This window comes from Belnapia moabensis DSM 16746, assembly GCF_000745835.1.
In the GTDB taxonomy this organism is placed as follows: Bacteria; Pseudomonadota; Alphaproteobacteria; order Acetobacterales; family Acetobacteraceae; genus Belnapia; species Belnapia moabensis.
The window spans coordinates 70142-93458 of the sequence record NZ_JQKB01000017.1 but is presented as its reverse complement, the minus strand read 5'-3'; the positions used below and the strand labels follow the sequence as shown (position 1 = coordinate 93458).

Annotated in this window: 19 protein-coding genes; 14 read left to right on the top strand and 5 right to left on the bottom strand. The window is 71.2% G+C overall.

The window, feature by feature from the left end:
- Nucleotides 1-131 precede the first annotated feature (131 nt).
- A complete protein-coding gene (locus EP26_RS13485; protein WP_043339135.1) occupies nt 132-797 on the bottom strand; it encodes a cytochrome b/b6 domain-containing protein in 666 nt (221 codons plus the stop codon).
- A gap of 65 nt (nt 798-862) precedes the next feature.
- Here EP26_RS13485 and EP26_RS13480 point away from each other — a divergent pair, with 65 nt between their 5' ends.
- Together EP26_RS13480 and EP26_RS13475 are read left to right on the top strand one after the other, a co-directional pair.
- Nucleotides 863-1639, top strand: a complete 777-nt coding sequence (locus EP26_RS13480) for a hypothetical protein (RefSeq protein WP_043339134.1) — start codon at nt 863-865, stop codon at nt 1637-1639.
- Between the two features lie 45 nt (nt 1640-1684).
- Nucleotides 1685-2710, top strand: a complete 1026-nt coding sequence (locus EP26_RS13475) for a LysM peptidoglycan-binding domain-containing protein (protein ID WP_052389140.1) — start codon at nt 1685-1687, stop codon at nt 2708-2710.
- Here EP26_RS13475 and EP26_RS13470 read toward each other — a convergent pair.
- A complete protein-coding gene (locus EP26_RS13470; RefSeq protein ID WP_043339133.1) occupies nt 2653-3093 on the bottom strand; it encodes a hypothetical protein in 441 nt (146 codons plus the stop codon). The genes EP26_RS13475 and EP26_RS13470 overlap by 58 nt on opposite strands.
- Nucleotides 3094-3140: 47 nt before the next feature.
- Between EP26_RS13470 and EP26_RS13465 the strand changes: the two genes are divergently transcribed.
- The 6 genes from EP26_RS13465 to EP26_RS13440 all read left to right on the top strand — a co-directional run bounded on the left by EP26_RS13465 (nt 3141) and on the right by EP26_RS13440 (nt 8614).
- Nucleotides 3141-3830 carry a phosphatidylserine decarboxylase gene (locus EP26_RS13465; protein ID WP_043339132.1) on the top strand — a complete coding sequence of 230 codons (690 nt, stop codon included), beginning with the start codon at nt 3141-3143 and terminating at the stop codon, nt 3828-3830.
- A complete protein-coding gene (locus EP26_RS13460; RefSeq protein WP_052389139.1) occupies nt 3827-4711 on the top strand; it encodes a CDP-alcohol phosphatidyltransferase family protein in 885 nt (294 codons plus the stop codon). Before EP26_RS13465 ends, EP26_RS13460 begins: the two co-directional genes overlap by 4 nt.
- 110 nt (nt 4712-4821) lie before the next feature.
- Nucleotides 4822-6087 carry an LLM class flavin-dependent oxidoreductase gene (locus tag EP26_RS13455; RefSeq protein ID WP_043339131.1) on the top strand — a complete coding sequence of 422 codons (1266 nt, stop codon included), beginning with the start codon at nt 4822-4824 and terminating at the stop codon, nt 6085-6087.
- 9 nt (nt 6088-6096) lie between these two features.
- On the top strand, nt 6097-6879 hold the full coding sequence (locus EP26_RS13450; protein ID WP_043339130.1) for an alpha/beta fold hydrolase: 783 nt from the start codon (nt 6097-6099) through the stop codon (nt 6877-6879).
- Nucleotides 6880-6884: 5 nt separating this feature from the next.
- Nucleotides 6885-7841 (top strand): alpha/beta hydrolase, encoded by a 957-nt coding sequence (locus tag EP26_RS13445; RefSeq protein WP_043339129.1) that lies wholly within the window; start codon nt 6885-6887, stop codon nt 7839-7841.
- Nucleotides 7838-8614, top strand: coding sequence for an SDR family NAD(P)-dependent oxidoreductase (locus tag EP26_RS13440; protein WP_245624390.1), 777 nt, complete (start codon nt 7838-7840; stop codon nt 8612-8614). The genes EP26_RS13445 and EP26_RS13440 overlap by 4 nt, the downstream gene beginning before the upstream one ends.
- Here the strand turns inward: EP26_RS13440 and EP26_RS13435 are convergent.
- Both EP26_RS13435 and EP26_RS34820 read right to left on the bottom strand, forming a co-directional pair.
- Nucleotides 8599-9234: a TVP38/TMEM64 family protein gene (locus EP26_RS13435; protein WP_245624389.1), complete on the bottom strand. Its 636-nt coding sequence runs from the start codon at nt 9232-9234 to the stop codon at nt 8599-8601. The two genes, EP26_RS13440 and EP26_RS13435, sit on opposite strands and share 16 nt — an antisense overlap.
- 72 nt (nt 9235-9306) lie before the next feature.
- A complete protein-coding gene (locus EP26_RS34820; protein ID WP_157033524.1) occupies nt 9307-9444 on the bottom strand; it encodes a hypothetical protein in 138 nt (45 codons plus the stop codon).
- 248 nt (nt 9445-9692) lie between these two features.
- On the opposite strand from EP26_RS34820, the gene EP26_RS31940 reads away from it, so the two are divergent.
- The 4 genes from EP26_RS31940 to EP26_RS13415 are packed head-to-tail and all read left to right on the top strand — an operon-like array spanning nt 9693 to nt 19263.
- Nucleotides 9693-10202: a hypothetical protein gene (locus EP26_RS31940; protein WP_052389138.1), complete on the top strand. Its 510-nt coding sequence runs from the start codon at nt 9693-9695 to the stop codon at nt 10200-10202.
- Nucleotides 10203-10218: 16 nt separating this feature from the next.
- Nucleotides 10219-11046: a cellulose synthase operon protein YhjQ/BcsQ gene (locus EP26_RS13425; protein ID WP_052389137.1), complete on the top strand. Its 828-nt coding sequence runs from the start codon at nt 10219-10221 to the stop codon at nt 11044-11046.
- The gene (gene bcsA, locus EP26_RS13420) at nt 11043-15512 is read left to right on the top strand and encodes a UDP-forming cellulose synthase catalytic subunit (protein WP_043339125.1); all 4470 of its coding nucleotides are present in this window, start codon (nt 11043-11045) and stop codon (nt 15510-15512) included. The genes EP26_RS13425 and bcsA overlap by 4 nt, the downstream gene beginning before the upstream one ends.
- A gap of 1 nt (nt 15513) precedes the next feature.
- Nucleotides 15514-19263 (top strand): cellulose biosynthesis protein BcsC, encoded by a 3750-nt coding sequence (locus tag EP26_RS13415; protein ID WP_043339124.1) that lies wholly within the window; start codon nt 15514-15516, stop codon nt 19261-19263.
- 310 nt (nt 19264-19573) lie between these two features.
- Here EP26_RS13415 and EP26_RS13410 read toward each other — a convergent pair whose 3' ends face one another.
- Nucleotides 19574-20998, bottom strand: coding sequence for an FAD-dependent oxidoreductase (locus EP26_RS13410; RefSeq protein ID WP_052389136.1), 1425 nt, complete (start codon nt 20996-20998; stop codon nt 19574-19576).
- A 45-nt stretch (nt 20999-21043) separates the two neighbouring features.
- On the opposite strand from EP26_RS13410, the gene EP26_RS33130 reads away from it, so the two are divergent.
- Nucleotides 21044-21838, top strand: coding sequence for a DUF2272 domain-containing protein (locus EP26_RS33130; protein WP_245624388.1), 795 nt, complete (start codon nt 21044-21046; stop codon nt 21836-21838).
- A complete protein-coding gene (locus EP26_RS13400; protein ID WP_043339123.1) occupies nt 21835-22950 on the top strand; it encodes an NADH:flavin oxidoreductase/NADH oxidase in 1116 nt (371 codons plus the stop codon). The genes EP26_RS33130 and EP26_RS13400 overlap by 4 nt, the downstream gene beginning before the upstream one ends.
- The last annotated feature ends 367 nt before the right edge of the window (nt 22951-23317 follow it).

Genomic DNA, 23317 nt, shown 5'->3' with positions numbered 1-23317 from the left:
GCAGCGCCACGGCGATGCAAGCGTTCCGGTGCCGTTGAAACGCTACGGAGTGCAACCATGCGCGGCATCCTGCTTTGGCTTCTCGGAATTCCCATCCCCATCCTCATCCTGCTTTACCTTTTCAACATCCTCTAGCCGAAGCGGCTGATACCGAAGACGAGGAGGGCCGCCGCGCCGAGGAGGGCGGCGGCCAGCAACGGCGAGCCGAGCCGAGGCGGCACCGCATCCGCCGGCAAGGTCTTGCGCCCGGTGACCATCGGCCGCACTAGGTCGTGCCCCTTCAGCAGGGCATAGGCGCCGACCGCCAGCACATGCAGCGAGGCGGCGATAAGGATCAGGTTGAAGATGCGGTGGTGGAGCCCGGTCAGCCAGTCGCTCGTCTCTGAGGTGACGGATTTGGCGAGCGGTCCGTAATCGCCATAACCGCTGTCGGCGAAGAGGCCCGTCACCGGCTGCGCCAGCAGCAGCGCCAGCAGCACCAGCACCATCCAGCCGCCGGCGGCATTGTGGCCGATCTCCCGATCCGGCTCCGGCTTCGGGAATTCGCGCAGGTGGTGGAAGGCAGCGAGGGGCGACTTCAAAAAGCGGAAGAACCGCGCCGTGTCCGAGCCGACGAACCCCCAGGCGAGGCGGAACAGCACCAGCGTCAGCACGGCATAGCCGGACCAGTAATGGGTCTTCATCCAACCGTTCTGGATGCTGGCATAGGACAGGCCGATCAGCAGGACGATCGACCAGTGGACCAGCCTGATCCAGCCATCCCAGACCTTCACCTCCCGCATCGGCGCCTCGCCCATCCGGCCTCTCCATGCTGATCACGCCATCCTAGCAGCGGGACCGGCGCTCGGGCAGGATGGGCCGGATGAGCATCGACCTTTTTCTACCCTGGCGCGGCGTCGCGGCGGCGCTCGTGGCGTCCCTGGCCTGGGCCGGGCTGTTCCGGCTGTTGCGGCGAAGCGATCTGGCGGGGCTCGGCGCCGGGATCGGGCTGGCGGTGGGCTGGGTGCTGGCGCTCGGCCTCCTCACCGGCACGCCGCGTCAACTGCCGGAGCGGCTGCCGGCCCTGGTCATCGGCGGTGCGCTGGCGGGCTTCGTGCTGGCGGTGGCGGCACGGCGAGGGGCGGTGGCCGTGGTGCTGGCGACGCTCGCCCTGGCCGGTGCGGCTTGGTGGCTGGCGGGCGGGCCGCTGACCCTGCCCGACTTGCGCCGGACGATGGTGGTCCTGCTGGCGCTCCTGGCGCTCGGCGCGGCGGGGCTGCTGGCGCTGCGGGGACCGATCGGAGCGGCTGCGGCGATGGCGCTGCTGGCGGCCGGGCTCTGGCTCTTCGGCCCGCCTGGGCCCTGGTTCCTGCTGGCGCTGGCTGGCGTGGCAGCGGCGGTCGGCGCCCTGCCGGCCGGCGGATGGGGCGCGGCGGCGGCCCTGCCGGTGGCGATCGGCCTCGCCGCACTGGCGGCCGGGCCGGTGCTGGCGCGTGGCGGCACCTCGGACTGGCTGGTGGCGGCGGCGCCATTCGCCGCGCTCTGGCTCGGCCCGGCGCTCGGTGGGCGGATCGGCGGCCGCGCCGGGGAGCCGGTCGGCTGGGCGATGGCTGGGCTGCTTCCGCTGATTTTCGTTTGGCTTCTGCATCGCAGCTACTGACCCTGGGCGTCCGCCTAGAATATGGTAGCATCCGAAGACCGGGTATTGACCGATGCAATCATGGCGCAGGGCATGAAGTGGCTGAGCCTGATCGGGCTGGCGCTCGCGGCGCTGGTGGGCGGCATCTTGTTGCTGCCCGAAGCGCCGCTGCCGGCCGCTCGCCCCGTTGCTCAGGCCCTGCCGGCGGTGGTTGCTCCAGCCCCGCCGGCACTCCCGGCCGCACCAGCCCCGATCCGCCCGAGCTTCGACGTCGCCCGCATCGGTGCCCGGGGCATACTGGTTTCCGCCGGCCGCGCTGCGGCGGGGGCGGAGGTGGTGTTGTTCGATGGCGGCCGGGAACTCGGACGCGCCAGGGCCGATGGCCGCGGCGAATGGGTCATCGTGCTAGCCGAGCCGCTGCCGCCCGGCATGCGGGAACTCTCCTTGTCCGCCCGGCTGGCCGGCGGCGAGCCGCTCTCCTCCGAGGATTCCCTGCTGCTGCTGGTGCCCGAGCCGGCGCAGCCGCAGGCCGCCATGGCGATGCTGCTGCCGGCGCCCGGCAATGCTGCCGCCCAGCCGCGCATGCTGCAGGCCCCGGCCGAGGCGGCTCCGGAGCGGCAGCGCCTCGGCCTCGATGTGGTCGATTACGACGAGCAGGGCGGCATGCGCTTCGCCGGCAGCGCCCCGCCCGGGGTGAAGCTGCGCCTCTATGTCGGCCGCGACCATGCCGGGGATGCGGTGGCGGATGGAGCCGGGCGCTGGAGCCTGACCCCGGAGCAGCAGCCCGCCATTGGCCGGCACATGTTGCGGGTGGACCAGCTGGCGGCCGCCGGCTCCGTCGCGGCGCGGATCGAGCTGCCCTTCCAGCGCGAGGCCATCCCCGATGACATGCTGCGCGAGGGCCGGGTGATCGTCCAGCCCGGCTACAGCCTCTGGCGCATCGCCCGCCGGGTCTATGGCCGCGGGCCGCGCTACACGGTGATCTACGCCGCCAACCGCGAGCAGATCCGCGACCCGCACCGGATCTACCCCGGTCAGTTGTTCGCGGTGCCGGAGAGCGGCACGAGCGCTGAGTCCAGCCGGTCCAGATAGGGGTCGAGGTCGAGGGCGAAGCGGACCATGGCGGCGACCAGCTCGGTGGCCGTCGGCGGCTCTGACAATGGCGCCGAGGCTTCCAGCACTACCCGATGGTCCGGCAGCAATCGCGCCTTCCAGCCCGGCGGCAGGCTGCCGGGGAGGGCGGCGATGGCCTCGAAGGCGCCTGGCCTGTCCGTCCCCGCCTCGGCCGTGGAGGGAACCCGGGCGGCGAAGGCGGCCAGATGCACCTCCTCCTGTGTCAGGGCCGCCTCGCAGCGCCGGCCGCGCCAGGCGAAGCGCATGGCGGGGCGGAGGCCCGGCGCCCGAGGCTGCAACGTTCCATCGCGATCGACGGCGAAGGGGCCCAAGGTGAGGCCGGAGGTGATGCGGTTTGCCATGCGGTACAGCTTGCCGCCCGAAGATGAACGCACCATAAACCCGCGCCATGGCGCTCGGACAAAGTTTGCGGCTCGTGCTGGCCCCGCCCCACAGGGCCGGCTACCCTTTCATCGCGATCGGCCTTGCCGTCGCTGTCATTGGCGGGCTGCTGCTCGGCAGCTGGCTGTTCTGGCTGGGGCTGATCTTCACTCTCTTCTGTCTCTACTTCTTCCGTGACCCACGCCGCGTGCCCCCGGATCGCGAGGGGCTGGCCATCGCTCCGGCGGACGGGCATGTGGTGAGCGTCATGCCGGCCGTGCCGCCGGCGGAACTCGGCCTCGGCCCGGCGCCGCGCTGGCGGGTGGCGATCTTCCTCTCGGTGATGGATGTGCATGTGAACCGCTCGCCGGTGGCGGGCCGGGTGACGCGCATCGCCTACCGGCCGGGGAAATTCGTCAGCGCCAATCTCGACAAGGCGAGCGAGGACAATGAGCGGAACGCCCTCGCGCTGCGCCTGCCGGATGGGCGGGATGTCGCCGTGGTCCAGATCGCCGGGCTGGTCGCGCGGCGCATCCTCTGCGACGTGCGGGAAGGGGATAGCCTTGATGCCGGCGAGCGCTTCGGCATCATCCGGTTCGGCAGCCGGACGGATCTCTACCTGCCGGAAGGCGTGCGGCCCCTGGTCACGGTCGGGCAGACGATGATCGGCGGCGAGACGGTGATCGCCGACCTGATGCCTGCGAGGCTGCCGCTGTGAGCGGGACGCGCCTGCGAGGGCGGCTGCGGCGCCTCCGGCCCCGCACCAGGCCGCGCTACAAGGGCCCCTCCTTCAATCGGCTGATCCCGAACATCATGACGATGCTCGGCCTTTGCGCCGGGCTGACCGCCATCCGCTTCGCCTTCGACGCGCAATGGGAGAAGGCGGCGGCGCTGATCGTCGTCTGCGCCACCATCGACGCGCTGGACGGGCGCCTCGCCCGGCTGCTGAAGGCGACCAGCCGGTTCGGCGCGGAGTTTGACAGCCTCTCCGACTTCCTCTGCTTCGGCGTGGCGCCGGCGCTAATTCTCTTCCTCTGGACGCTGCACGACGCGCGGGGGCTCGGCTTCACGCCCTGCCTGCTGTTTGCCGTCTGCTCGGCGCTGCGGCTGGCGCGCTTCAATGCCGCGATCGAGGATGCGCCGGCATTGCCGCTGGCCGGGCCGCCGCCGAAGCCGGCCTATTCGCAGAATTTCTTCACCGGCGTGCCGGCGCCGGCAGGCGCCGGGCTGGCACTCTTCCCGCTATTCGCCGCGCTGCTCTTCCAGGATTGGGGCTGGGCCGGGCTGGCGGGAGCGGTGCGGCACCCGGCCTTCTCCGGCCTGCTGCTGGTGGTGGTCGGCGGGCTGATGGTCTCGACCCTGCCGACCTGGAGCTTCAAAAATTTCAAGGTGCCGGCGGATTACGTGCTGCCGCTGCTGCTCGGCATCGGCGCCTATGTGGCGGTGCTGCTGACCGAGCCCTGGGCGGCGCTGGCGGCGGGCGGGCTGATCTATGGCGGGATGCTGCCCTTCTCCGCCCGCAGCTACCGGCAGCTGAAGCGGGAGGCGGAGGCGATGCTGGAGCCGGTGGTGGTGAGTGGGAGCGAGGAGCGGGCCTGACCGTTCCGCCGGCGGTCCCGCATCCTCCCTTTCCAGCTTCTCCGGTAGCAGGCTAGGCTTTTCGGCACAGAAGGCGGCTCGATCCGCCCGGCGCCCGGAGGAGGCCTGCCATGAAGCTCATGTGGTTCCACCTGATGCCCTATACCGAGCTGCCGGAGGACTTCCGGGAGCGGCATCCCTCGGTCTGGGTCGATATCCACTCCTCGCTCTTCGACCCGAAGCGCGCCCACCGCATGTACAACGACTTCATGGATGAGCTCGAATACGCCGCCGATTGCGGCTACGACGCGATCTGCGTCAACGAGCACCACTCGAACGGCTACGGACTGATGCCGAGCCCCAACCTCATCGCCTCGGCGCTGGCGCGGCGCACCAGCCAGGTGCCGATCTGCGTGATGGGCAACAGCCTCGCCCTCTACAACCCGCCGCCCCGCGTGGCCGAGGAATTCGCCATGCTCGACGTCATCAGCGGCGGGCGGCTGATCGCCGGCTTCCCGGTGGGGACGCCGATGGACACCTGCTTCGCCTATGGCCAGAACCCGTCAATGCTGCGCGAGCGTTACCTCGAGGCGCATGACCTCGTCATCAAGGCCTGGACGGAGCAGGACACCTTCGCTTTCAACGGCCGCTTCAACCAGCAGCGTTACGTGAACATCTGGCCGCGCCCGGTGCAGCAGCCGCATCCGCCGATCTGGATTCCAGGCGGCGGCTCGGTCGAGACTTGGCAATGGTGCGCCGAGATGGACTACGTGTACTGCTACCTGTCCTATTACGGCTACAAGGCCGGCAAGGCGACGATGGACGGGTTCTGGGCGGAGATGGACCGTCTCGGCAAGGACCGGAACCCTTATCGCGCCGGTTTCGCCCAGGTGGTTGCCGTGGCCGAGAGCCGCCAGCAGGCGATCGACCTCTATACCGAGCCAGCCGAGTATTTCTTCAACCGCTGCCTCCATGTCGATCCGCGCTTCGCCTCGCCCGCCGGCTACAGCACGGAGGCGACGCAGCGCGCCGGGCTCGAGAGCATGGTGAAGAAGGCGGCGAACGCGCAGTCGCTCATCATGGGCGACAAGACGAACCGCGGCATGACCATGGCCGACTTCGTGGACCGCGGCTATGTCGTGATCGGCTCGCCGGACGAGGTGGTGGAGCAGCTCAACGCGCTGGCCGACGACCTGAATGTCGGCCATCTCATGCTGCTCATGCAGTTCGGCAGCATGGGCAAGGAGCTGACCCAGTACAACACGCGGCTGTTTGCCGAGAAGGTCATGCCGCGCATGCGGACGCGCTTCGCCGAGTGGGAGGACCGCTGGTGGCCGAAGCCGATGGCCGAAGCCGAGCGGGCGACCATTCCCGCCTTTCGCCAGGCGGCCGAGTAGGGCCGCGGTATGAGCGGGCCCGAGGTTTCGACCGTCGACATTAACGGCTTTCCGACGCGCATCTGGCGCAAGGGCAGCGGCGCGCCGCTCGGCTTCCTGGCCGGCTTCGGCGGGCTGCCGCGTTGGGTTCCCTTCCTTGATCGGCTGGCGGAGCACCGCACCGTCATCGTGCCCTCGCTGCCGGGCTTTCCGGGCGGTGACCGCGGCCATAGCGTGCTCGACAGCCATCTCGACTGGGTGCTGGCGGTGCGGCAGACGCTGCTGGCCGCCGGGCTGGACGGGGCGGATCTCGCCGGCAGCTCGGTCGGCGCCTCCTTCGCGGCGGAGATGGCGGCGATCTGGCCGACGTCAGTCCGCCGGCTGGTGCTCTCGGCCCCCTTCGGCCTGTTCGATGAGGGCGACCCGCCGACCGACCCCTGGGCGCAGCGTGCCGACCGGGTTGGGGGGCTGATGTGTGCCGATCCGGAGCGCTGGGCTGCGCTGAAGGCGATGCCGGAGGGCGCCCATTCGGTCGAATGGCCGATCGAGCAGACCCGCGCCACGGAGGCGGCGGCGCGCATCTTCTGGCCGCTTGGCAATATGCGGCTGGAGCGGCGCCTGCCGCTGGTCACGGCGCCGACGCTCATCCTTTGGGGCGAGCAGGACCGCATCATGCCGCCAAGCTATGCCGGGCGCATCGCCGCCCGGCTTGCAGGCCCCCACGAGATACGCATGATCCCCGGCGCGGGGCATCTCGCCGAACTCGACCGGCCGGACGAGGTCGCTTCCGCAATCCTTTCCTGGACAGGCTGAACCCCATGCCCATCGATCCCGGCGCGCAGCGCGTCCTCGACCTGATCCGCGAGATGGGTCGCCCGCCCATCCATACGCTCAACCCAGAGGAGGCCCGCGCCGCCTCGGCTAGGTCTCGCAGCGTGCTGCAGCCCGAGGGGGAGGCGGTGTCGGAGGTCGAGGACCTCACCTGCCCCGGCCCGGCCGGCCCCATCAAGCTGCGCCGCTACCGCGCCGCCGGTACCGAGGCCGGAGAGGCGCTGCCCTGCCTGCTCTTCCTCCACGGCGGCGGCTGGGTGATCGGCGACCTCGACAGCCACGACCAGCCCTGCCGGCTGCTGGCCAATGCGGCGCGCTGCTGCGTCATCGCCGTCGACTACCGGATGGGGCCCGAGCACCCCTATCCGGCGGCGGTCGATGACAGCGCGGCGGCGTTGCGCTGGGTGGTGGAGAATGCCGGGCCGCTCCGCATCGACCCGACGAAGCTCGCCGTCGGCGGCGACAGCGCCGGCGGCAACCTCGCTGCCGTGCTGGCGATCATGGGGCGGGACGGCACGGTGCCGGCGGTCGGCTACCAGATGCTGCTCTACCCGGCGACCGACATGGCGGCGCATCGCCCGGCCTATGAACGCTTCACCGAGGGCCTGATCCTCACCAGCGAGACCATGCGCTGGTTCATCGGCCATTACGTGCCGGAGCCGGAGCGGCGTTTCGAGTGGCAGGCCTCGCCGCTGCGCGCCAACAGCCTGGCCGGCACGCCGCCCGCCTTTGTCATGACCGCGGGCTACGACCCGCTGGTCGATGAGGGCGCGGCCTATGCGCGGCGGCTGGAGGAGGATGGCGTACGCGTCACCTACCTGCATGTCGCCGACCAGATCCATGCCTTCCTCACCATGGGCAAGTTCATCCCGGCCTCGGCGCTGGTGCTGCGGCAGGCTGCGCTCTCGCTGGCGCATCACTGGGCCGAGGAGACAGCGCTGTGAGCGGGACGAAGGGGATGCTCGCCGGCAAGTCGGCGCTGGTGACGGGGGCGGGCTCCGGCATCGGCCGGGCGACGGCGCTCGCCTTCGCCCGCGAGGGCGCCTGGGTGGCTGCTGCCGACCAGACGCTGGAGGCGGCGCAGAAGACCGTTGCCGCCATCGAGGCGCAGGGCGGGCAGGCGGTCGCCATCGCCTGCGACGTGACGGATGAGGAGCAGGTGCAGGCCATGGTGGCGGCGGCTGTCGCGGCCTTCGGCGGGCTCGACTGCGCTTTCAACAATGCCGGCATCGCGCCGCATCAGGTCAACGCGACGGGCGTGCTGGCCGCCGACCTGGCCGAGGCCTCCTGGCAGCGGCTGCTGGACGTGAACCTCACCGGCGTCTGGCGCTGCCTGCGGCACGAGGTGGCGCAGATGCGCAAGCAGGGCGGCGGCGCCATTGTCAACACCGCTTCCGTCGCCGGGCTGGTCGGGCTGCCGGGAGCAGCGGGCTATGTCGTCGGCAAGCATGGCGTGGTCGGGCTGACCAAGGCGGCGGCCGTCGATCATGCGGCGGAGAACATCCGCATCAACGCCGTCTGCCCCGGCTATATCGAGACGCCGATGACCGAGGAATCGAAGCGCCGCCGCGGCGACCGGATCGTCGCCCGCACCGCGCTCGGCCGCTTCGGCGTGCCGGAGGAGATCGCCGAGGCGGTGGTCTGGCTCTGCTCGGAGCGGGCGAGCTTCGTCACCGGCTCAAACTGGACGGTGGACGGGGGCTACTCCGCCCTCTGAAAGCGGTTCTTCAGCGGGATGGCGGCGAGTGACAGTGCCGCCAAGCCGCAGAGCGCGCCGAGCACCTGCGGCGTCAGGATGGAGCGCAGTTCGAGCGGCCCGCCCGAATCCAGCACCGAGCCGAGCCCCGCCCCTGATAGCGCGAAGACCGCCGTCGCCGGCAGGATGCCGAGGCAGGTCGTCGCCGCATAGACCGGCAGCCGCACCCCGACGAAGGCCGGCACCAGGTTGACGAGGAAGAAGGGAAAGAGCGGCACCAGCCGCAGCACCAGCAGGTAGGACCAGGCATTGCGGCGGATGCCCTCGGCCAGCTTCCGCCCCCGCTCGCCGAAGCGGTCCAGCGCCTTCTCGCCGAAGATCGCCCGGGCGAAGAGGAAGACCAGCACCGCCCCCGCCGTCGCGCCCGTGGCCGCCAGCAACGTGCCTGCTACGGCGCCGAAGAGGAAGCCGCCCGCCAGCGTCAGGATGACGGCGCCGGGGATGGAGAAGGCGACCGCCGCGGTATACAGCCCGATATAGGCGAGCGCTGCGCCGACCTGATGCGCCGCGACCCAGCCGGTGAGCTCCGCCCGGTGGCTGCGCAGCGTCTCGATCGAGAGTAGCTCGCCGAGGCCCGACAACCGTAGCCCGAGGATGAGCGCGACCGCGAACAGCGCCAGCCAGAGCCGGCGATCGCGCAGCCAGCCGATGGCCTAGAGCTCCAGCCCGGCGAGGAGGAAGAGGCCGAACAGCACCGCGATCACCGTCAGGCTGCCGATGGTGTAGTGCAGCGTGCTGGTCTTGCCGCTCTCGCCGTAGCGGGTGGTGGTGCGGATGGGCTCGATGAGCATCGGAGAGACCCTTCGGGGAATGTGGAGATTAGGCTGGAATCGGCCGACAGCCACCCTGGCTGGCGAGCATGGCCACCTATATTACCTATGGCTGTATCGAGCCATAAAATTTCCCCCTCCTGATTGGGTCTCGCCTCCGGTTTCTCGGTGCGTTTTCGCTAAGAAGGTGTAAATGCCGTTCGTCGTAAGGTTGCAGCAATCGGCTCGGCCCTACATCATGTCGATAATTTGCAGAGGACAATTCGACCGTGGAGCGTGAAGTCGCCAAGGTGGCTGCAGCCTGCGATCTCAGGGCCTTCCGCTATATCCCGTTCCCTGCCGTCGAATTCGACCCGATCCCAATCGCGCCGGAGGCGGAACCCGAATTCGAGGCAGCCCAGGCCGAGACGGCACCGCTGGCCGAGAGCCCGCCGCTCGTCATTCCGGAGCCCGCGATGGCGCCCGAGCCGGCCGTCCTCGCGCCGCCTCCGCCCCCGGTCGAGCACATGCCGGAGGTGGTGCCCATCCGCCTCGTCCGGCCGCCGGCCGAGCCGCCGCACGCCGCCCCGCCGCCCGCCAGCCGGCGCTACCGCATGCTGGAAGAACTCACCCCTGCGCCGGAGCCGGCCATCGCTCCGTCGCCCCGCCCCGCGGCTCGGTCTGCGCCGCGTCCCGCCATGCCGGCGCTTCCTGGCGGCGCGGCCGCGCGCCCACCATCGCCCGCCCCCATTTCGCCCAGGCCGCGCGGCACGACGCCGCGACGCGCCTGGCCAGGCTGAAGGCAGCCCTGTCGCCATGCCGCTCATCGCATTCGCCTCACCCAAGGGGGGCGTCGGCAAGACGACCCTCGCCGCCCATGTCGCGGCGCTGCTCGCCCAGCGCGGGCATCGCGTGCTTGCCATCGACCTCGACCCGCAGAATGCGCTGCGCCTGCAATTCGGCCTGCCGCTACGGGAGGAGATGGGCTTCCTCGGCGAGATCGTGCATCGCCCGCTCTGGCGCCAGGCCACGGTCGAGACCGGCCACGGCGTCCGCGTGCTGCCCTATGGCACGGTCGATCCGTTGACGGCGCTGGAGACCACGCAGGCGCTGCATGCCGAGCCGGAGCTGCTGGCCGGGCCGGTGCGGGAGATGCTGGCCGACCCGGACCTGGTCGTCGTCGTGGACAGCCCGCCGGGGCCGACGCCGGCCACGGGCGCCATCCTGCCGCTGGCCGACCTGCTGGTCATCGTGCTGCTGGCCGATGCGGCGAGCGCGGCGCAGATCCCGGTTGTCGCCTCCAACCGCTGGCTCGGCCGCGGCAGGCTGGCGGCGCGGGCCGGGGACAAGGCCGTGGTGGTGCTGAACCAGGTCGATCTCGACGCGCCGCTCGGCAGCGCGGTCTTCGACGGCGCGGCGGAGGCGCTCGGCACGCGGCTGATCGGCGCCGTCTGCCGCGACGAGGCGGTGGCCGAGGCGCTGGCCGACAAGCGCTTGCTGCTCGATCCGCACGATGGGCCGGCGGCCGAGGATCTGCGCGCGGTCGCTGATGCAATGGCCGCCCGGTTGCGGCTGGCGCCGCCCGGAAGCCAGGCCAAGCGGCGCGGAAGCTTCTCCGCCCTCAGCGACTGGGGCCTGCGATGAGCGCCGCCGCCTTCCCGGCCCCGCCGAAGCTGCAATATCGGGTGCTGCGCGCGGTGCTCGTCACGCTCGGCCTGCTCGGCTGCTTCGTCTACATCACCCTGCCGATGGAGGCGGAGCAGCAGGCAGTGCTGACCACCGGCGGCATCATCGCCTTCCTCTTCCTCAACCGCTTCACCTCGCGCCGCATCGGGCTGGTGCTGGTGGTGATGTCGATCACCATCACCTTCCGCTACCTCTACTGGCGGGCGACGGATACGCTGGAATTCGAGACCTGGCCGCAGATCATCCTCGGCGTGCTGCTCTTCCTGGCGGAGCTCTATGCCGGGCTGCTGATGGCGCTCTCCTACCTGCAGACCTCCTGGCCGCTCGACCGCAAGCCAGTGCCGCTGCCGGCCAACCCGGATCTCTGGCCGACCGTCGACGTCTACGTCCCCTCCTACAACGAATCGCTCGACCTGGTGCGGCCGACCGTGCTCGCGGCGATGAACATGGACTGGCCGCGGGACAAGCTGAACGTCTACATCCTCGATGACGGCCGCCGGCCGGAGTTCCGCAAATTCGCCGAGGAGAGCGGCTGCGGCTACGTCATCCGCCCGGACAACAAGGGCGCCAAGGCGGGCAACATCAACCACGCGCTGCGCCACACCAAGGGCGAGTTCATCGCCATCTTCGACTGCGACCACGCGCCGACGCGTTCCTTCCTCCAGCTCACCCTGGGCTGGCTGGTGCGGGATGCGCGGATCGCCATGGTGCAGACGCCGCACTACTTCTACTCGCCCGACCCGTTCGAGCGGAACCTCGCCCGCAAGCGGCCGGTGCCGAATGAAGGGCTGCTCTTCTACGGCGCCATCCAGCCGGGCAACGACCTGTGGAACGCCGCCTTTTTCTGCGGCTCCTGCGCCGTCATCCGCCGCACCGCGCTCGAGGAAGTGGGCGGCGTGCCGCATATCACCGTCACCGAGGACTGCCACTGCTCCCTGCTGATGCAGAAGCGCGGCTGGCACACTGCTTATATCCGCTTGCCGCTGGCCTCGGGCCTGGCGACGGAGCGCCTTTCGCTGCATGTCGGCCAGCGGATGCGCTGGGCGCGCGGCATGATGCAGATCATGCGGCTGGAGAAGACCATCGTCGCCGAGGGGCTCGGCTGGTGGCAGCGGCTCTGCTACTTCATGGGCGGCTTCGGCTTCCTCTTCGCCATTCCGCGCCTGATCTTCCTCACCTCGCCGCTCGCCTTCCTCTTCTTCGGCGAGAGCGTGATCGCGGCGAGTCCGCTCGGCATCATCGCCTATGCGGGGTCACACATGTTCCACGCGGTAGCCACCACGGCGCGGCTGAACGGCAAGCACCGTCACTCCTTCTGGTCGGAAATCTATGAGGCCTCGCTCGCCTGGCAGCTCATCCCGGTGACCTTCAAGACGCTGTGGGACCCGACCAAGGGCAAGTTCAACGTCACCGACAAGGGCGGTATGGTGGAGGAGGGCTATCTCGACCTACCGACCGTCATGGCGATGGTAGTGCTGACCGCGCTGCTGCTGGTCGGCCTCGTCATCGGTATCATCGGCATCATCACCACCGACAGTTCCACCCTGCAATACCGCGCCTATCTGCTGAACACCATCTGGGCGGCGCTCTGCGTCATCCCCGCCTCGGCCGCCGTGGCTGTGGGCCGCGAGCGGGAGCAGATGCGCGTCCGCGCCCGTACCGATGCGGTGGTGCCGGCAACGCTAAGGCTCGCCAGCGGCGAGAGCATCCAGGCGCAGACCTCCAACATCTCCCTCTCCGGCGCCCGCATCACCCTGGCCCGTCCGCTCGGCACCATGGAGGGCGACCGCGCCACCATCGCCTTCGAGACTTGCGGCGAGGTGATCGAGGTGCAGGCCGAGGTGCTGCGCTGGGTGGATGACGAGGTCTTCCTCCGCTTCATCGTGGAGACGCTGGCCGACGAGGCCGCCGTCGCTCGCGTCTTCTTCGGCCGGCCCGATGCTTGGCTGCACTGGGATGACTGGCCCGTGGACAAGCCGCTGCGCTCGCTCGCCAATGTCGTGCTGGCGACGGCCGATGCGGTGTTCCGCAAGTACCGGATCGCCTTCCCGAAGGTGGTGCAGAAGCCGATGCGGGCCGGTGCGCCGGCGCCAGCTGCCCCGGAACGCGTCTCCGACGTGGTGGAGCCGCGGCGGCGCCGGCAGGTGGCGGCCGCCGTCACCGGTGCCCTGCTCGGCCTGCTGACCTTCGCGCCCGGCGCGTCAGCGCAACAGCTCCCGGCGCTCGCGCCGGCGCCCGCCGTCGGCCGGCCTGCCTTCGCCGAGCCGGCCGATGCCGTCCGCCAGGTCAACCCGACGCTGCGCGAGCTCGGCCTCGGCGGGCCGATGCAGCTGCGGGGCGTCTCGGACCTCCAGGGCGTGCAATTCGGCCTGCGCGCCGATGAGGTGGTGACAGAGGCGAAGCTCTCCGTCTCGGGCGGCGTCTCGCCGCAGCTTATCGCCTCACTGTCGCAGATCGCCATCACCCTGAACGAGCAGTTCGTCGGCACCATCCCGGTCGATCCGGCGCGGCAGAATTTCGGGCCGATGGAATTCCCACTCGACCCGCTTTTCTTCAGTGACATCAACCGGCTCAACTTCCGCTTCTCCGGCCGCTATGCGGTGGAGTGCAACGACCCGCTCTCCGGCCTGTTGTGGGCGACCGTCTCCGACCTCTCGACCGTTTCCATGCGGATCGAGCGTCTGCCGTCGACCCGCGACCTGGCCCGCCTGCCGGAGCCGCTCTTCGACCGGCGCGTGTTGCGCGGGGCGCTGACCCTGCCGGTGGTGATCGCCGAGAATGCCGGGCCGAACACGCTGCGCGCCGCCGCCATCGCCACCTCCTGGTTCGCAGTACAGGCCGACTACCGTGGGGCAAGCTTCCCAGTGGAGCGCACCCCGCCGCCGAAGGGCGACGCGGTGGTCTTCGCCCTCGGCACGGATGGCGTCCCGGGCCTCGCCCTGCCACGCTTCGACGGCCCGACCATCGCCCTCGTCGCCAATCCCTCCGACAGCTTCGGCACGTTGCTCGTCATCGGCGGCCGGACGGAGGCGGAGCTGGCCGCTGCCGCCTCGGTGCTCGCGGTCGGCAAGGCGGCGCTCACGGGCGAGATGGCGCGCGTCGCGCCGCCCTCCATCGCCCCACGCCGGCCCTATGATTCGCCGCGCTGGGTGGCCACCGACCGGCCGGTCACGCTTGGCAGCTTGGTCGAGAAGGCGGATCTGCAAGGCGCGGGCTACGCGCCGGCACCGATCCGCGTGCCGCTGCGCACGGCGCCCGACATCCTCACCTGGCGCAACCGCGGCTTCCCGGTCGATCTGCGCTTCCGCGCGCCGCCCGGGCCGGTGATCGACATCTCCGCCTCGCGGCTCGATGTCTCGGTTTCGGAAACCTATATCCGCTCGCTGCCGCTCAACCCGGGCGAGTTGTGGTGGCCGCTGGAACTTGCCTGGCGCCGAATCTTCGGCAGCCCGGAAATCCGCGAGGGCCGCGCCAGCGTGCCGCCCTATCTGCTGCTCGGCCGCGACGAGCTGCAGCTCCGCTTCGACATGCGGCCGCTGGCACGGGGCGAATGCGTCGCCACGCCGTCGGACCTGCGCGCCTCGGTGGAGCCGGAGAGCACCATCGACCTCAGCCGCATCCATCGCTATGCGCGGATGCCCAATCTCGGCTTCTTCGCCTCCGCCGGCTTCCCCTTCACTCGCATGGCCGATCTCTCCGGCACCGCGGTGGTGCTGCCGGAGCGGCCGACCGCGGTGGAGACGCAGGTCTTCCTCGAGCTGATCGGCCAGCTTTCCGTCATCGTCGGCCTGCCGGCGACGGGGGTGCAGGTGGTGCATGCCAACGGCCTCGCCGCCGTCGCGGGGCGCGACCTGCTGGCGATCGGGCCGCTTGGCCGCATGCCCGCCATCGCCTCCCTGCTGAAGGAGACGCCGGTGCGGCTGGAAGGGGACCGCCTCGTGCTCGCCCTACCGGATGCCTTGCAGGATGTGCGGGCCGTCTTCCTTGGCGAGGCGGGCCGGGGCGAGCGCAACCGCGCCGCCGCCGCCTTCGCCGATGCCGAGGAAGGGCTCGGCGCCATCATCGGCGCGGAGAGCCCGTTGCAGGCGGGCCAGTCCATCGTCGCCATCACCGGTGCCACCCAGGCCTCGGTCGCCGCCATGGCGGGCGCGCTGCGCGACCCGGTGCAGTCCCGCCGCATCCAGGGCGATGTGGTGGTGATGGCGGGCGGCCCTGTCGCCGCCTACCGCGCCATGCCGCGCTACGAGGTCGGCGACCCCGGCTGGTGGCTCTGGCCGCAGATCTGGTTCGGCAATCACCCGGAGCGGGCCTTGCTGCTGTTGCTGACGGCGGCGCTCGCCATGGGCGGCTGCTTCTACTGGATGCTGCGGCGCCGGGCGGCGATCCGGCTCCGCGCGCGCACCCCTGTCGAGAAGGCGCATTGAGATGCGGACCCGGCTTGCTCCCTTTGGGGCGCTGGCGCTGCTGGCGCCCTGCGCTGGCCTCGCTCAGCCGGCGGCGGATGTTGTCCCGCCCGCTGCACAGGCGAGCATGGCGCCCAGCTCGGGCAGTAGCCGCGCCGGCATCGACCTGCTGGTCCGCCAGGCGGAACGCTGGCTGAGCCAGGACCGCGCGGACCTTGCCGCCTCCTCGATCGAGCGGGCGCTCCAAGCCGATCCGACCAACACCGCGGCGCTGGCCGTCGCGGCGCGGATCGAGGCAGCGCGGGACAACCGCACGGCGGCGGCGGCCTATCTCGCCCGGCTGCGCGCGGCGGGCGGTACGGAGGAGCAGCGGGCGCAGGTCGACAATGTGGTGCGCGGCGCCACCATCGACCGCAACGCGCTCGAGACGGCGCGGCAACTGGCCCGCGACGGCAAGGCGGCCGAGGCGGTGGCGCGCTACCGCGCCCTGTTCGGCCAGGCCGGGCCGCCGGAGCAATTCGCCCTCGAATACTACCAGACCCTCGCTGGTGCTCCGTCCGGGGCGGATGAAGGAAGGCGCGGCCTTGCTGCGCTCGCCGAGCGGCCGAATGCCGATCCGCGCGCTCGCCTCGCCTATGCGCAGACGCTGACCTACCAGCCGGGCACGCGGTCGCAGGGGATCGAGCGGCTGGCCGGGCTGGTCGATCAGCCGGGCATCGGGACGGAAGCGCGGCGGGCCTGGCGGCAGGCCCTGGCCTGGGGCATCGGCGACCCGGCCGCGGCGCCGCAGCAGGAGGCCTACCTCCGCCGCTTCCCCGACGATGAGGATTTTCGCCGCCGCATCGAACAGGCGCGCGCCGCGGCGCCGCCGCCCGACCCCGGCGCGGCCGCCCGGCAGGAAGGCTTCACCCGCCTCGATGCCGGCGGGCTGCGCGACGCGACCCGGCAGTTCGAGGCCGCCATCGCCGCCAACCCGAATGACGCGGATGCCCTCGGCGGCCTCGGCATCGTCCGCATGCGCGAGGGCAAGACGGCCGAGGCGCGCACCCTGCTGGAGCGCGCCGTCGCCGCCGACCCGGCCCGCGCGGCGCAGTGGCAGAAGGCGCTGGATGGGGCCAGCTACAGCGCGGAACTCGCCGAGGGCCGCGCCTTGCTGCGCGCCGGCAAGCTGGACGAGGCGGATACCGTGCTGCGTCGCGCCGTCCGCCGCGAGGCCGAGGACAAGACCGATGCCGAGGTTGCGCTCGGCGAGCTGGCGCTCAAGCGCAACGACCCGGCGGCGGCGGAGCAGCGCTTCCGCACGGCCCTGACCCGGCGGCCCGGCTTCGTGCCGGCGCAGCTCGGGCTGAACCAGGCTCTGCGGGCGCTCGGGCGGACCTCCGAGATGGTTGCCGTGGCGACGCCGCGGCCCGTGCTCTCGCCGAACGAGGCCCAGGCGGCGCAATACCGCGAGGAGGCCGCACGCTCGGCCGACCCGGCCGCGGCCTCCGCCCTGCTGCGCAACGCCATGGCGCTGGTGCCGAACGATCCCTGGGTGCGGCTCGACCTCGCCCGCACGCTGCGGCGCGAGGGTCGCGCCGGCGAAGGCCGTGCGCTGGTCGAGGAACTGGCGGCGCGCGGCGCGAGCAGCGACGCCGTCATGGCCGCTGCCCTCTATGCCGACGAGGAAGGCCGCGCCGCCGATGTGGAGGCGCTGGTCAACCGCATCCCGCCCGGCCGGCGCAGCGCCGACATGGCGCGGCTGGCGCAGCGGGCGCGGGCAACGGCCGAGGTGGCGCGGGCGGCCGACATGCTGCGCGCCGGCAATATCGACGGGCGGCAGCGGCTGCTGATGTTGGCAGCGCGGCCCGATCCGTCCGGCGCGACGGCGGCGGCGGTGATCCGCGCCTTCGCCTTGGTCAATGACCGCTTCGGCGCGGCCGAGGCAGGGCGGATCGGCCAGACGGCGAACCGGGCAGGCGGGGCGCGGGCGCAGCTCGCCATCGCCAGCGCGTTGCTGGGCGCCGGGCTCGAAGCGGAGGCAGGGGCGCTCGCCGATGCCGCCGATGGGGCGAGCCTGCCGGCGGAGCAGCGGCGCGACCTCGCCGCGCTGCGCACCGGCATCGCCATCCGCGCCGCCGACCGGCTGAACGAGAGTGGCGACCAGGCCGGCGCCTTCGAGCGGCTGCGCCCGGCGCTGGCCGCCAATCCCGAAAGCCCGGAGCTGCGCCTGGCCCTCGCCCGGCTCTATCAGGGGGCGCGGCGCCCGGCCGAGGCGATGCGCCTCGCCGAGCAGGTGCTGGCGCGCGACCCGCGCGACCTCGACGCCCGGCGGAGCGCGGTGGATGCCGCCGTCGCCGCCGGCGACCGGTCGCGGGCCGAGGCGCTGGTCGCCGAAGGCCGGGCGCTGGCGCCGCAGGATGCGCGGGCGACGCTGCTCGAGGCCCGCGTGGCGCGCGCCTTCGGCCAGGACAGCCGGGCGCGGCGGGCGCTGGAGCTGGCGGCGGCGCAGCGGCAGCAGGAGGTGGCTCGGCCGGTGGTGATGGCGCAAGGCGGCGGCGCGACGCCCGTCTCCTTCACCGGCATGGAGAATCCCTTCGCCCGCGGCGGCCTCGTCCCCACGCCGGGGCGGGCGCCGTTGGTGGCGCTGCCGAACGACCCGGTGGCGCAGGACATCGCCACGCAGCTTGCGGCGATCGAGGAGGAGACGGCGCCGCGCATGACGGGCACGGTCGGCGGCCGGGCGCGCTCCGGCTCGCGCGGCCTCGACCGGCTGAACGAGGCCTCGGGGGCGGTGACGGCCTCCGTCTCGCCGGGCGCGCTTGGTGGGCGGCTGAGCGCCACGATCAGCCCCGTCACCATCGACAGCGGCAAGCTCGGCACCGACGAGAACACGCGGCGGCGCTTCGGCACCAACCTGATCAGCGGCAACCCGGCCGGTGGGGGGACGAACACCGCCTCGGGCGTCGGCTTCTCGATTGGCTATACGCGGTCGGACTGGCTGCGGGCGGATGTCGGCACGACGCCGCTCGGCTTCCACACGACGAGCCTGCTCGGCGGCGTCGAGCTGGCGCCGGCCATCACCGACAATCTCCGTCTGCGCGTCACCGCGGAGCGGCGGGCGATCACCGACAGCCTGCTCTCCTGGTCCGGCGTGCGCGACCCGATCCAGGGGCGGTACTGGGGCGGGGTGACCCGCTCCGGCGGACGCGCGCAGGTCGAGATTCCGGTCGGGCGCGGCTACATCTATGCTGGCGGCGGCTATGCCATCTACGAGGGCGACCAGGTGGCGCGGAACACGCGGACGGAGGCGGGCCTCGGCCTCGGCTATCCGATCATCCGCGAGGGCGATACGGAGCTGACGGCGGGCGTCGACCTAGTCTACTTCGCCTTCGACAAGAACCTGCGCCACTTCACCTATGGCCAGGGCGGCTACTACAGCCCGCAGAGCTACACGGCGATCAACTTCCCCGTCGATTACCGCAGCAAGATCGGCGACTTCAGCTACCGCGTTGGCGGCACGATCGGCTACGTCAATTGGCGGGAGAACGACAGCGACCTCTACCCGAACAACCCGGACATGCAGGCCCGCGCCGTGGCGCTGTCGCGGACGGACCCGACCGTCTTGGCGCGCTATCAGGGCCAGTCCACCAACGGACTGATCGGCGGGCTCAGGGCGGATGTCGATTATGCGCTGACGCCCCGCCTCAGCCTGGGCGGCGCCTTGCGCTACGATAAGGCCGCCAATTTCGACGAGACGCGCATCCTGCTGCGGCTGAACAACCGCTTCTGACGCTTTCGACCTGACGGAACCCGCCACGGCTTTGCCGGGGCGGGATGCCGCGCGTTTGGCGTTTTACGAAACCGGGGCCCCCGCGGCAACGCGCAGCGTTGTCGTGCGGAAAACAAAAAAAGCGGGCCGGTGGTGGCGGGCGTGACACCCGCGACCGACCGGCCCGAAGTGGCGACCAAGTGCCCAACCCCAGGTTGCGGCACAGATCACTGGGAGGAGACGTCCAAGGCCACTGCCTGAACGAGAAACAGTATACGCACTCACGATAACGTGAATATGGTCCTTTGATTAACAAATTTTCATGTAGAGTTTAGGCGGCGCCGCTGGCCGTAAGATGCGCGCCCTGGGCGTGCAGAAACTGCCGAATATCCTGCACAGGGACCGCGCGCGGCTCCACGCCCCGGTCGGCGGCCAGCGCGGCGGCGACGCCGGCGGCATGGCCGGTCAGCCAGCATTGCGGAATCTCCCGCATGAAGGAGTGGCTTGTCGCATCGCAGGACAGGTGGCGGCCGGGGGCGAGCAGCCCGTCCAGCCGCGCCGGCACCAGGGCCCCGTAGGGGACCGAGACATTGGCGAAGCGGGGCGAGAGCGGCGGCGAGATGCCGATCTCGTCCGGGGCCACGCGGCCGTCCCACATCGCCCGGGTGACGGCGCCCAGGCCGATCAAGCGGCGGGCGTGGCGGATGCCGAGCTGCGGGGCGCTCAGCAGCGGCCAGGCGCCGGCGAAGCCGGGGGCATGGGCACGATAGAAGTCCAAATGGGCCAACATCAGGCGATGGCTGCGGATTTCCACCTCTGTCAGGTCATCCACGGCGACGGCCGAGAAGCCGGTCATGCGCGGGCCCATGAACAGGGCGACATCGTTCCGCCAGGAAACGAAGGCCTTCTCGAACTGGCCATGCGCCTCGCGCCCGCGCTGGAGGAAGGCGGCGAATTGCTCCGGCTGCTCCGCCCGCCAGCGCAGATAGGCCACCATGTCGACGCCGCCAAACATCCAGCTGGTGTTCATCGCGTGATGGATGTCGGCTTCCTCGATGTCGTCGGAGCAGGCGGCGCCGGCGCGGTGAAAGAGGTCGCCATCGCCCGTCGCGTCCACCACCACCTTCGCCAGGATGGCGCGGCGGCCCTGCTTGCTCTCGAAGATGGCGCCGCGGACGGCATCGCCCTGCATCACCGGCTGGGCGCCCCAGGCGTGGAAAAGCGGCTCGGCGCCGGCCTCGATCACCATTTCCAGCGCCACGGCCTTCATCCATTCGGGGTCGGCCGTCGGGGAGTGGGTTACGGTGCCGTGGAAGGCGGCGGTGCGGAGGGCCCACCAGGCGGCGGTCGCGGCGTCGCGGCTGCCCCAGGCCTCGCGTGGCGGGCCGGAGATGGCGCCCTTCGGCAGGCGGGCGAGGTACTCCTCGGCGAAGCCGCGGATGACCAGCTTGCCCGACCAGTCGGTCATGCGGTCGATCCAGATGACGAGGCCGCCGGTGGAGAGGCCGCCGAGATGGTTGTGACGCTCGAGCAGCATCGTCCGGGCGCCGAGGCGGGAAGAGGCGACGGCGGCGGCGGTGCCGGCGGGGCCGCCGCCGACCACCAGCACGTCGCATTCGGCGTGGATCGGCACCTCGCGCGCCGGCTCGGTCAGGTGGCGGGCAGTGACGCGGGGGTGGCGGGTGCGGGCGCTCGAGGCTTCCACGCGGAAGGTCTCGCTCTGGAAGAAGAGGCGGCCGGAGGGGGTGTCGCTCATCCCGGGGAGCCTATGGAAGGGGAGCTCGTTGCGGTAGAGGGGAGCATGCGATCGATCCTGCTTCTGCTGTTGCTCGGGGCCTGTGCGGGGGCGCCGCCCCTTGCCGCGCCGTTGCCTTATCCGCCGGCGGCGCGGGAGAGGGTCGTGCGGATCGCGCTGGCGGAATGGGCGGATTGGGGTGGCGTGGTGGTGGAGGCGGGAGAGACGGGCGCCTCCACGGGGGCGGAGAGCGAGCCGGCCAACTTCCCCCGCGTGCTCGCCTACTGGCGAGCGGTGCCGAAGGATGAGGGTGCCATCGAGCGGAACCGGGCGCTCTATGCCGAGGCGATCGGCGGGGCGGCGGGCCAGGGGTTGTGGCGGGAGCCCTATTGGTCGGCGGCCTTCATCTCCTTCGTCATGGGAGCGGCGGGGGTCGATAGGCGGGAGTTTCCGCCTTCCGCCGCGCATGCGGAGTACGTCGATGCGCTCATTCGGGATGCGGCGGCGTTTCCGGCGACGGCGCCCTTCGTGCCGCGAGGGGCGTTCGAGGTGGCGCCGAGGCCGGGGGATCTGCTCTGTGCCGACCGGAGCGAGGTGCCGATCAGCGATTGGCGGCAGAGGGCGGCGGACCAGGGGCGGTTCCTGCCGATGCATTGCGACATCGTCGTGCGGGCGGGGGCGGGGGTGGTCGATGTCGTCGGCGGGAATGTGCGCGACAGCGTGACGCTGACCCGTTTCCCCACGGACGCGATGGGCTACCTTCTGCCGAGGCCGGCGGGGGAACCCGCCTGGTTCGCGCTATTCCAGAACCGGCTGGGCCGGTTGCCGCCGTGGAGCCCCCCCTGGAGTCCGTTATCATGACCGACCTGTTCGAGCCGCTGACCCTCCGGGGCGTGACCCTCAAGAACCGCATCGGCGTCTCGCCCATGTGCCAGTATTCCTGCTCGGAGGATGGCAAGCCGACCGACTGGCACCTGCAGCACCTGCTGTCCCGTGCCGTGGGCGGGGCGGGGCTGACCATCACCGAGGCGGCGGCGGTGACGCCGGAGGGGCGCATCTCGCCGGCCGATCTGGGCATCTGGGAGAATGGGCAGATTCCTGGCCACAGGCGGCTGGCGGAGGGCATCGCCGCCATGGGCTCCGTGCCGGGGATCCAGATCGCGCATGCGGGGCGGAAGGGGAGCCGGAAGCAGGCCTGGCTGCACGGGCCTGCGGAGCCGGGCTGGGTGCCGGTCGGGCCGAGCGCCGTTGCCTTCCAGGGCTATGCGGTGCCGCGGGCGCTGAGCGATGCGGAGGTCGCGCAGGTGGTGGCCGATACCGCGGCGGCGGCGCGGCGGAGCATCGTGGCGGGGTACCGTTTCATCGAGCTGCATGCGGCGCATGGCTACCTGCTGCATCAGTTCCTCTCGCCGCTGGCCAACCAGCGGAACGATGGCTGGGGCGGGGATTTCGACGGGCGGGTGCGGTTGACCGAGGAATGCGCGCGGGCGGTGCGCGAGGCCATCCCCGACGAGGTGCCGCTCTGTGTGCGGCTGTCCCACACCGACTGGGTGGAGGGGGGCTGGACGACGGCGGAGACGGTGGCGCTGTCGGCGCGACTGAAGGCGCTGGGGGTGGACATGATCGACGTGACCTCCGGCGGGCTGGATGCGCGGCAGGCGATTCCCGTCGGGCCGGGCTACCAGGTGCCGGGGGCGGCGGCGGTGCGCGAGGGGGCCGGGGTGGCCGTCGCGGCGGTCGGGATGATCACCGAGCCGGAGCAGGCGCAGGCGATCCTCAGCGAGGGGAAGGCCGACCTGATCCTGCTGGCGCGGGCGCTGCTGCGCGACCCGTACTGGCCGATCCACGCCGCGGCGGCGCTGGGGCGGACGGAGGCGCTGCGCGTGGCGCCGCAGTATGAGCGGGGGCTGGGGACGCTGGGGAAGATGGGACGGGATGAGGCGGTGGGAGAGGCGATGAAGGGGCTGGGGTAAGGCGGCTCAAACTGGCTCAAGCCGTCTCAAATCTGCAGGGCGGCGGGGGCGGTAAAGCTTTGAAAAATCTGCCGGTCTGGGCGGAACTTGAGGAATTTAGGACTTTAATGGCATCTCCTGACCGCCTGAACTCAGACGGCTCTTCTTGATCCGAGCATCTGCTTCGAGTGCAGATCGGCTGCGGATTGGGGTAGTTGGTTGCAGTTGAGCCCTTGCTCGCCGCCTGTGAGCAGGATGCGTTTCCGGAATCCATGCTTGTAGCTTTGGCCATGAGCTAGAAGAGCAAATTGCCAAGCTTGTGCATGAGTTCGGGAAGGCGCCCGCCTTCCCGGCCGGGCTTGGGTGCAGAGCCCCCAAACTTCTCCCC

Coding starts and splice junctions, on each gene's coding strand:
- EP26_RS13445 (WP_043339129.1), top strand. CDS start 6,885: ATGCCCATCGATCCCGGCGCGCAGCGCGTCCTCGACCTGATCCGCGAG.
- EP26_RS13470 (WP_043339133.1), bottom strand. CDS start 3,093: ATGGCAAACCGCATCACCTCCGGCCTCACCTTGGGCCCCTTCGCCGTC.
- EP26_RS13465 (WP_043339132.1), top strand. CDS start 3,141: ATGGCGCTCGGACAAAGTTTGCGGCTCGTGCTGGCCCCGCCCCACAGG.
- EP26_RS13455 (WP_043339131.1), top strand. CDS start 4,822: ATGAAGCTCATGTGGTTCCACCTGATGCCCTATACCGAGCTGCCGGAG.
- EP26_RS13485 (WP_043339135.1), bottom strand. CDS start 797: ATGGGCGAGGCGCCGATGCGGGAGGTGAAGGTCTGGGATGGCTGGATC.
- EP26_RS13480 (WP_043339134.1), top strand. CDS start 863: ATGAGCATCGACCTTTTTCTACCCTGGCGCGGCGTCGCGGCGGCGCTC.
- EP26_RS13410 (WP_052389136.1), bottom strand. CDS start 20,998: ATGAGCGACACCCCCTCCGGCCGCCTCTTCTTCCAGAGCGAGACCTTC.
- bcsA (WP_043339125.1), top strand. CDS start 11,043: ATGAGCGCCGCCGCCTTCCCGGCCCCGCCGAAGCTGCAATATCGGGTG.
- EP26_RS13415 (WP_043339124.1), top strand. CDS start 15,514: ATGCGGACCCGGCTTGCTCCCTTTGGGGCGCTGGCGCTGCTGGCGCCC.
- EP26_RS33130 (WP_245624388.1), top strand. CDS start 21,044: ATGCGATCGATCCTGCTTCTGCTGTTGCTCGGGGCCTGTGCGGGGGCG.
- EP26_RS13425 (WP_052389137.1), top strand. CDS start 10,219: ATGCCGCTCATCGCATTCGCCTCACCCAAGGGGGGCGTCGGCAAGACG.
- EP26_RS13400 (WP_043339123.1), top strand. CDS start 21,835: ATGACCGACCTGTTCGAGCCGCTGACCCTCCGGGGCGTGACCCTCAAG.
- EP26_RS34820 (WP_157033524.1), bottom strand. CDS start 9,444: ATGCTCATCGAGCCCATCCGCACCACCACCCGCTACGGCGAGAGCGGC.
- EP26_RS13450 (WP_043339130.1), top strand. CDS start 6,097: ATGAGCGGGCCCGAGGTTTCGACCGTCGACATTAACGGCTTTCCGACG.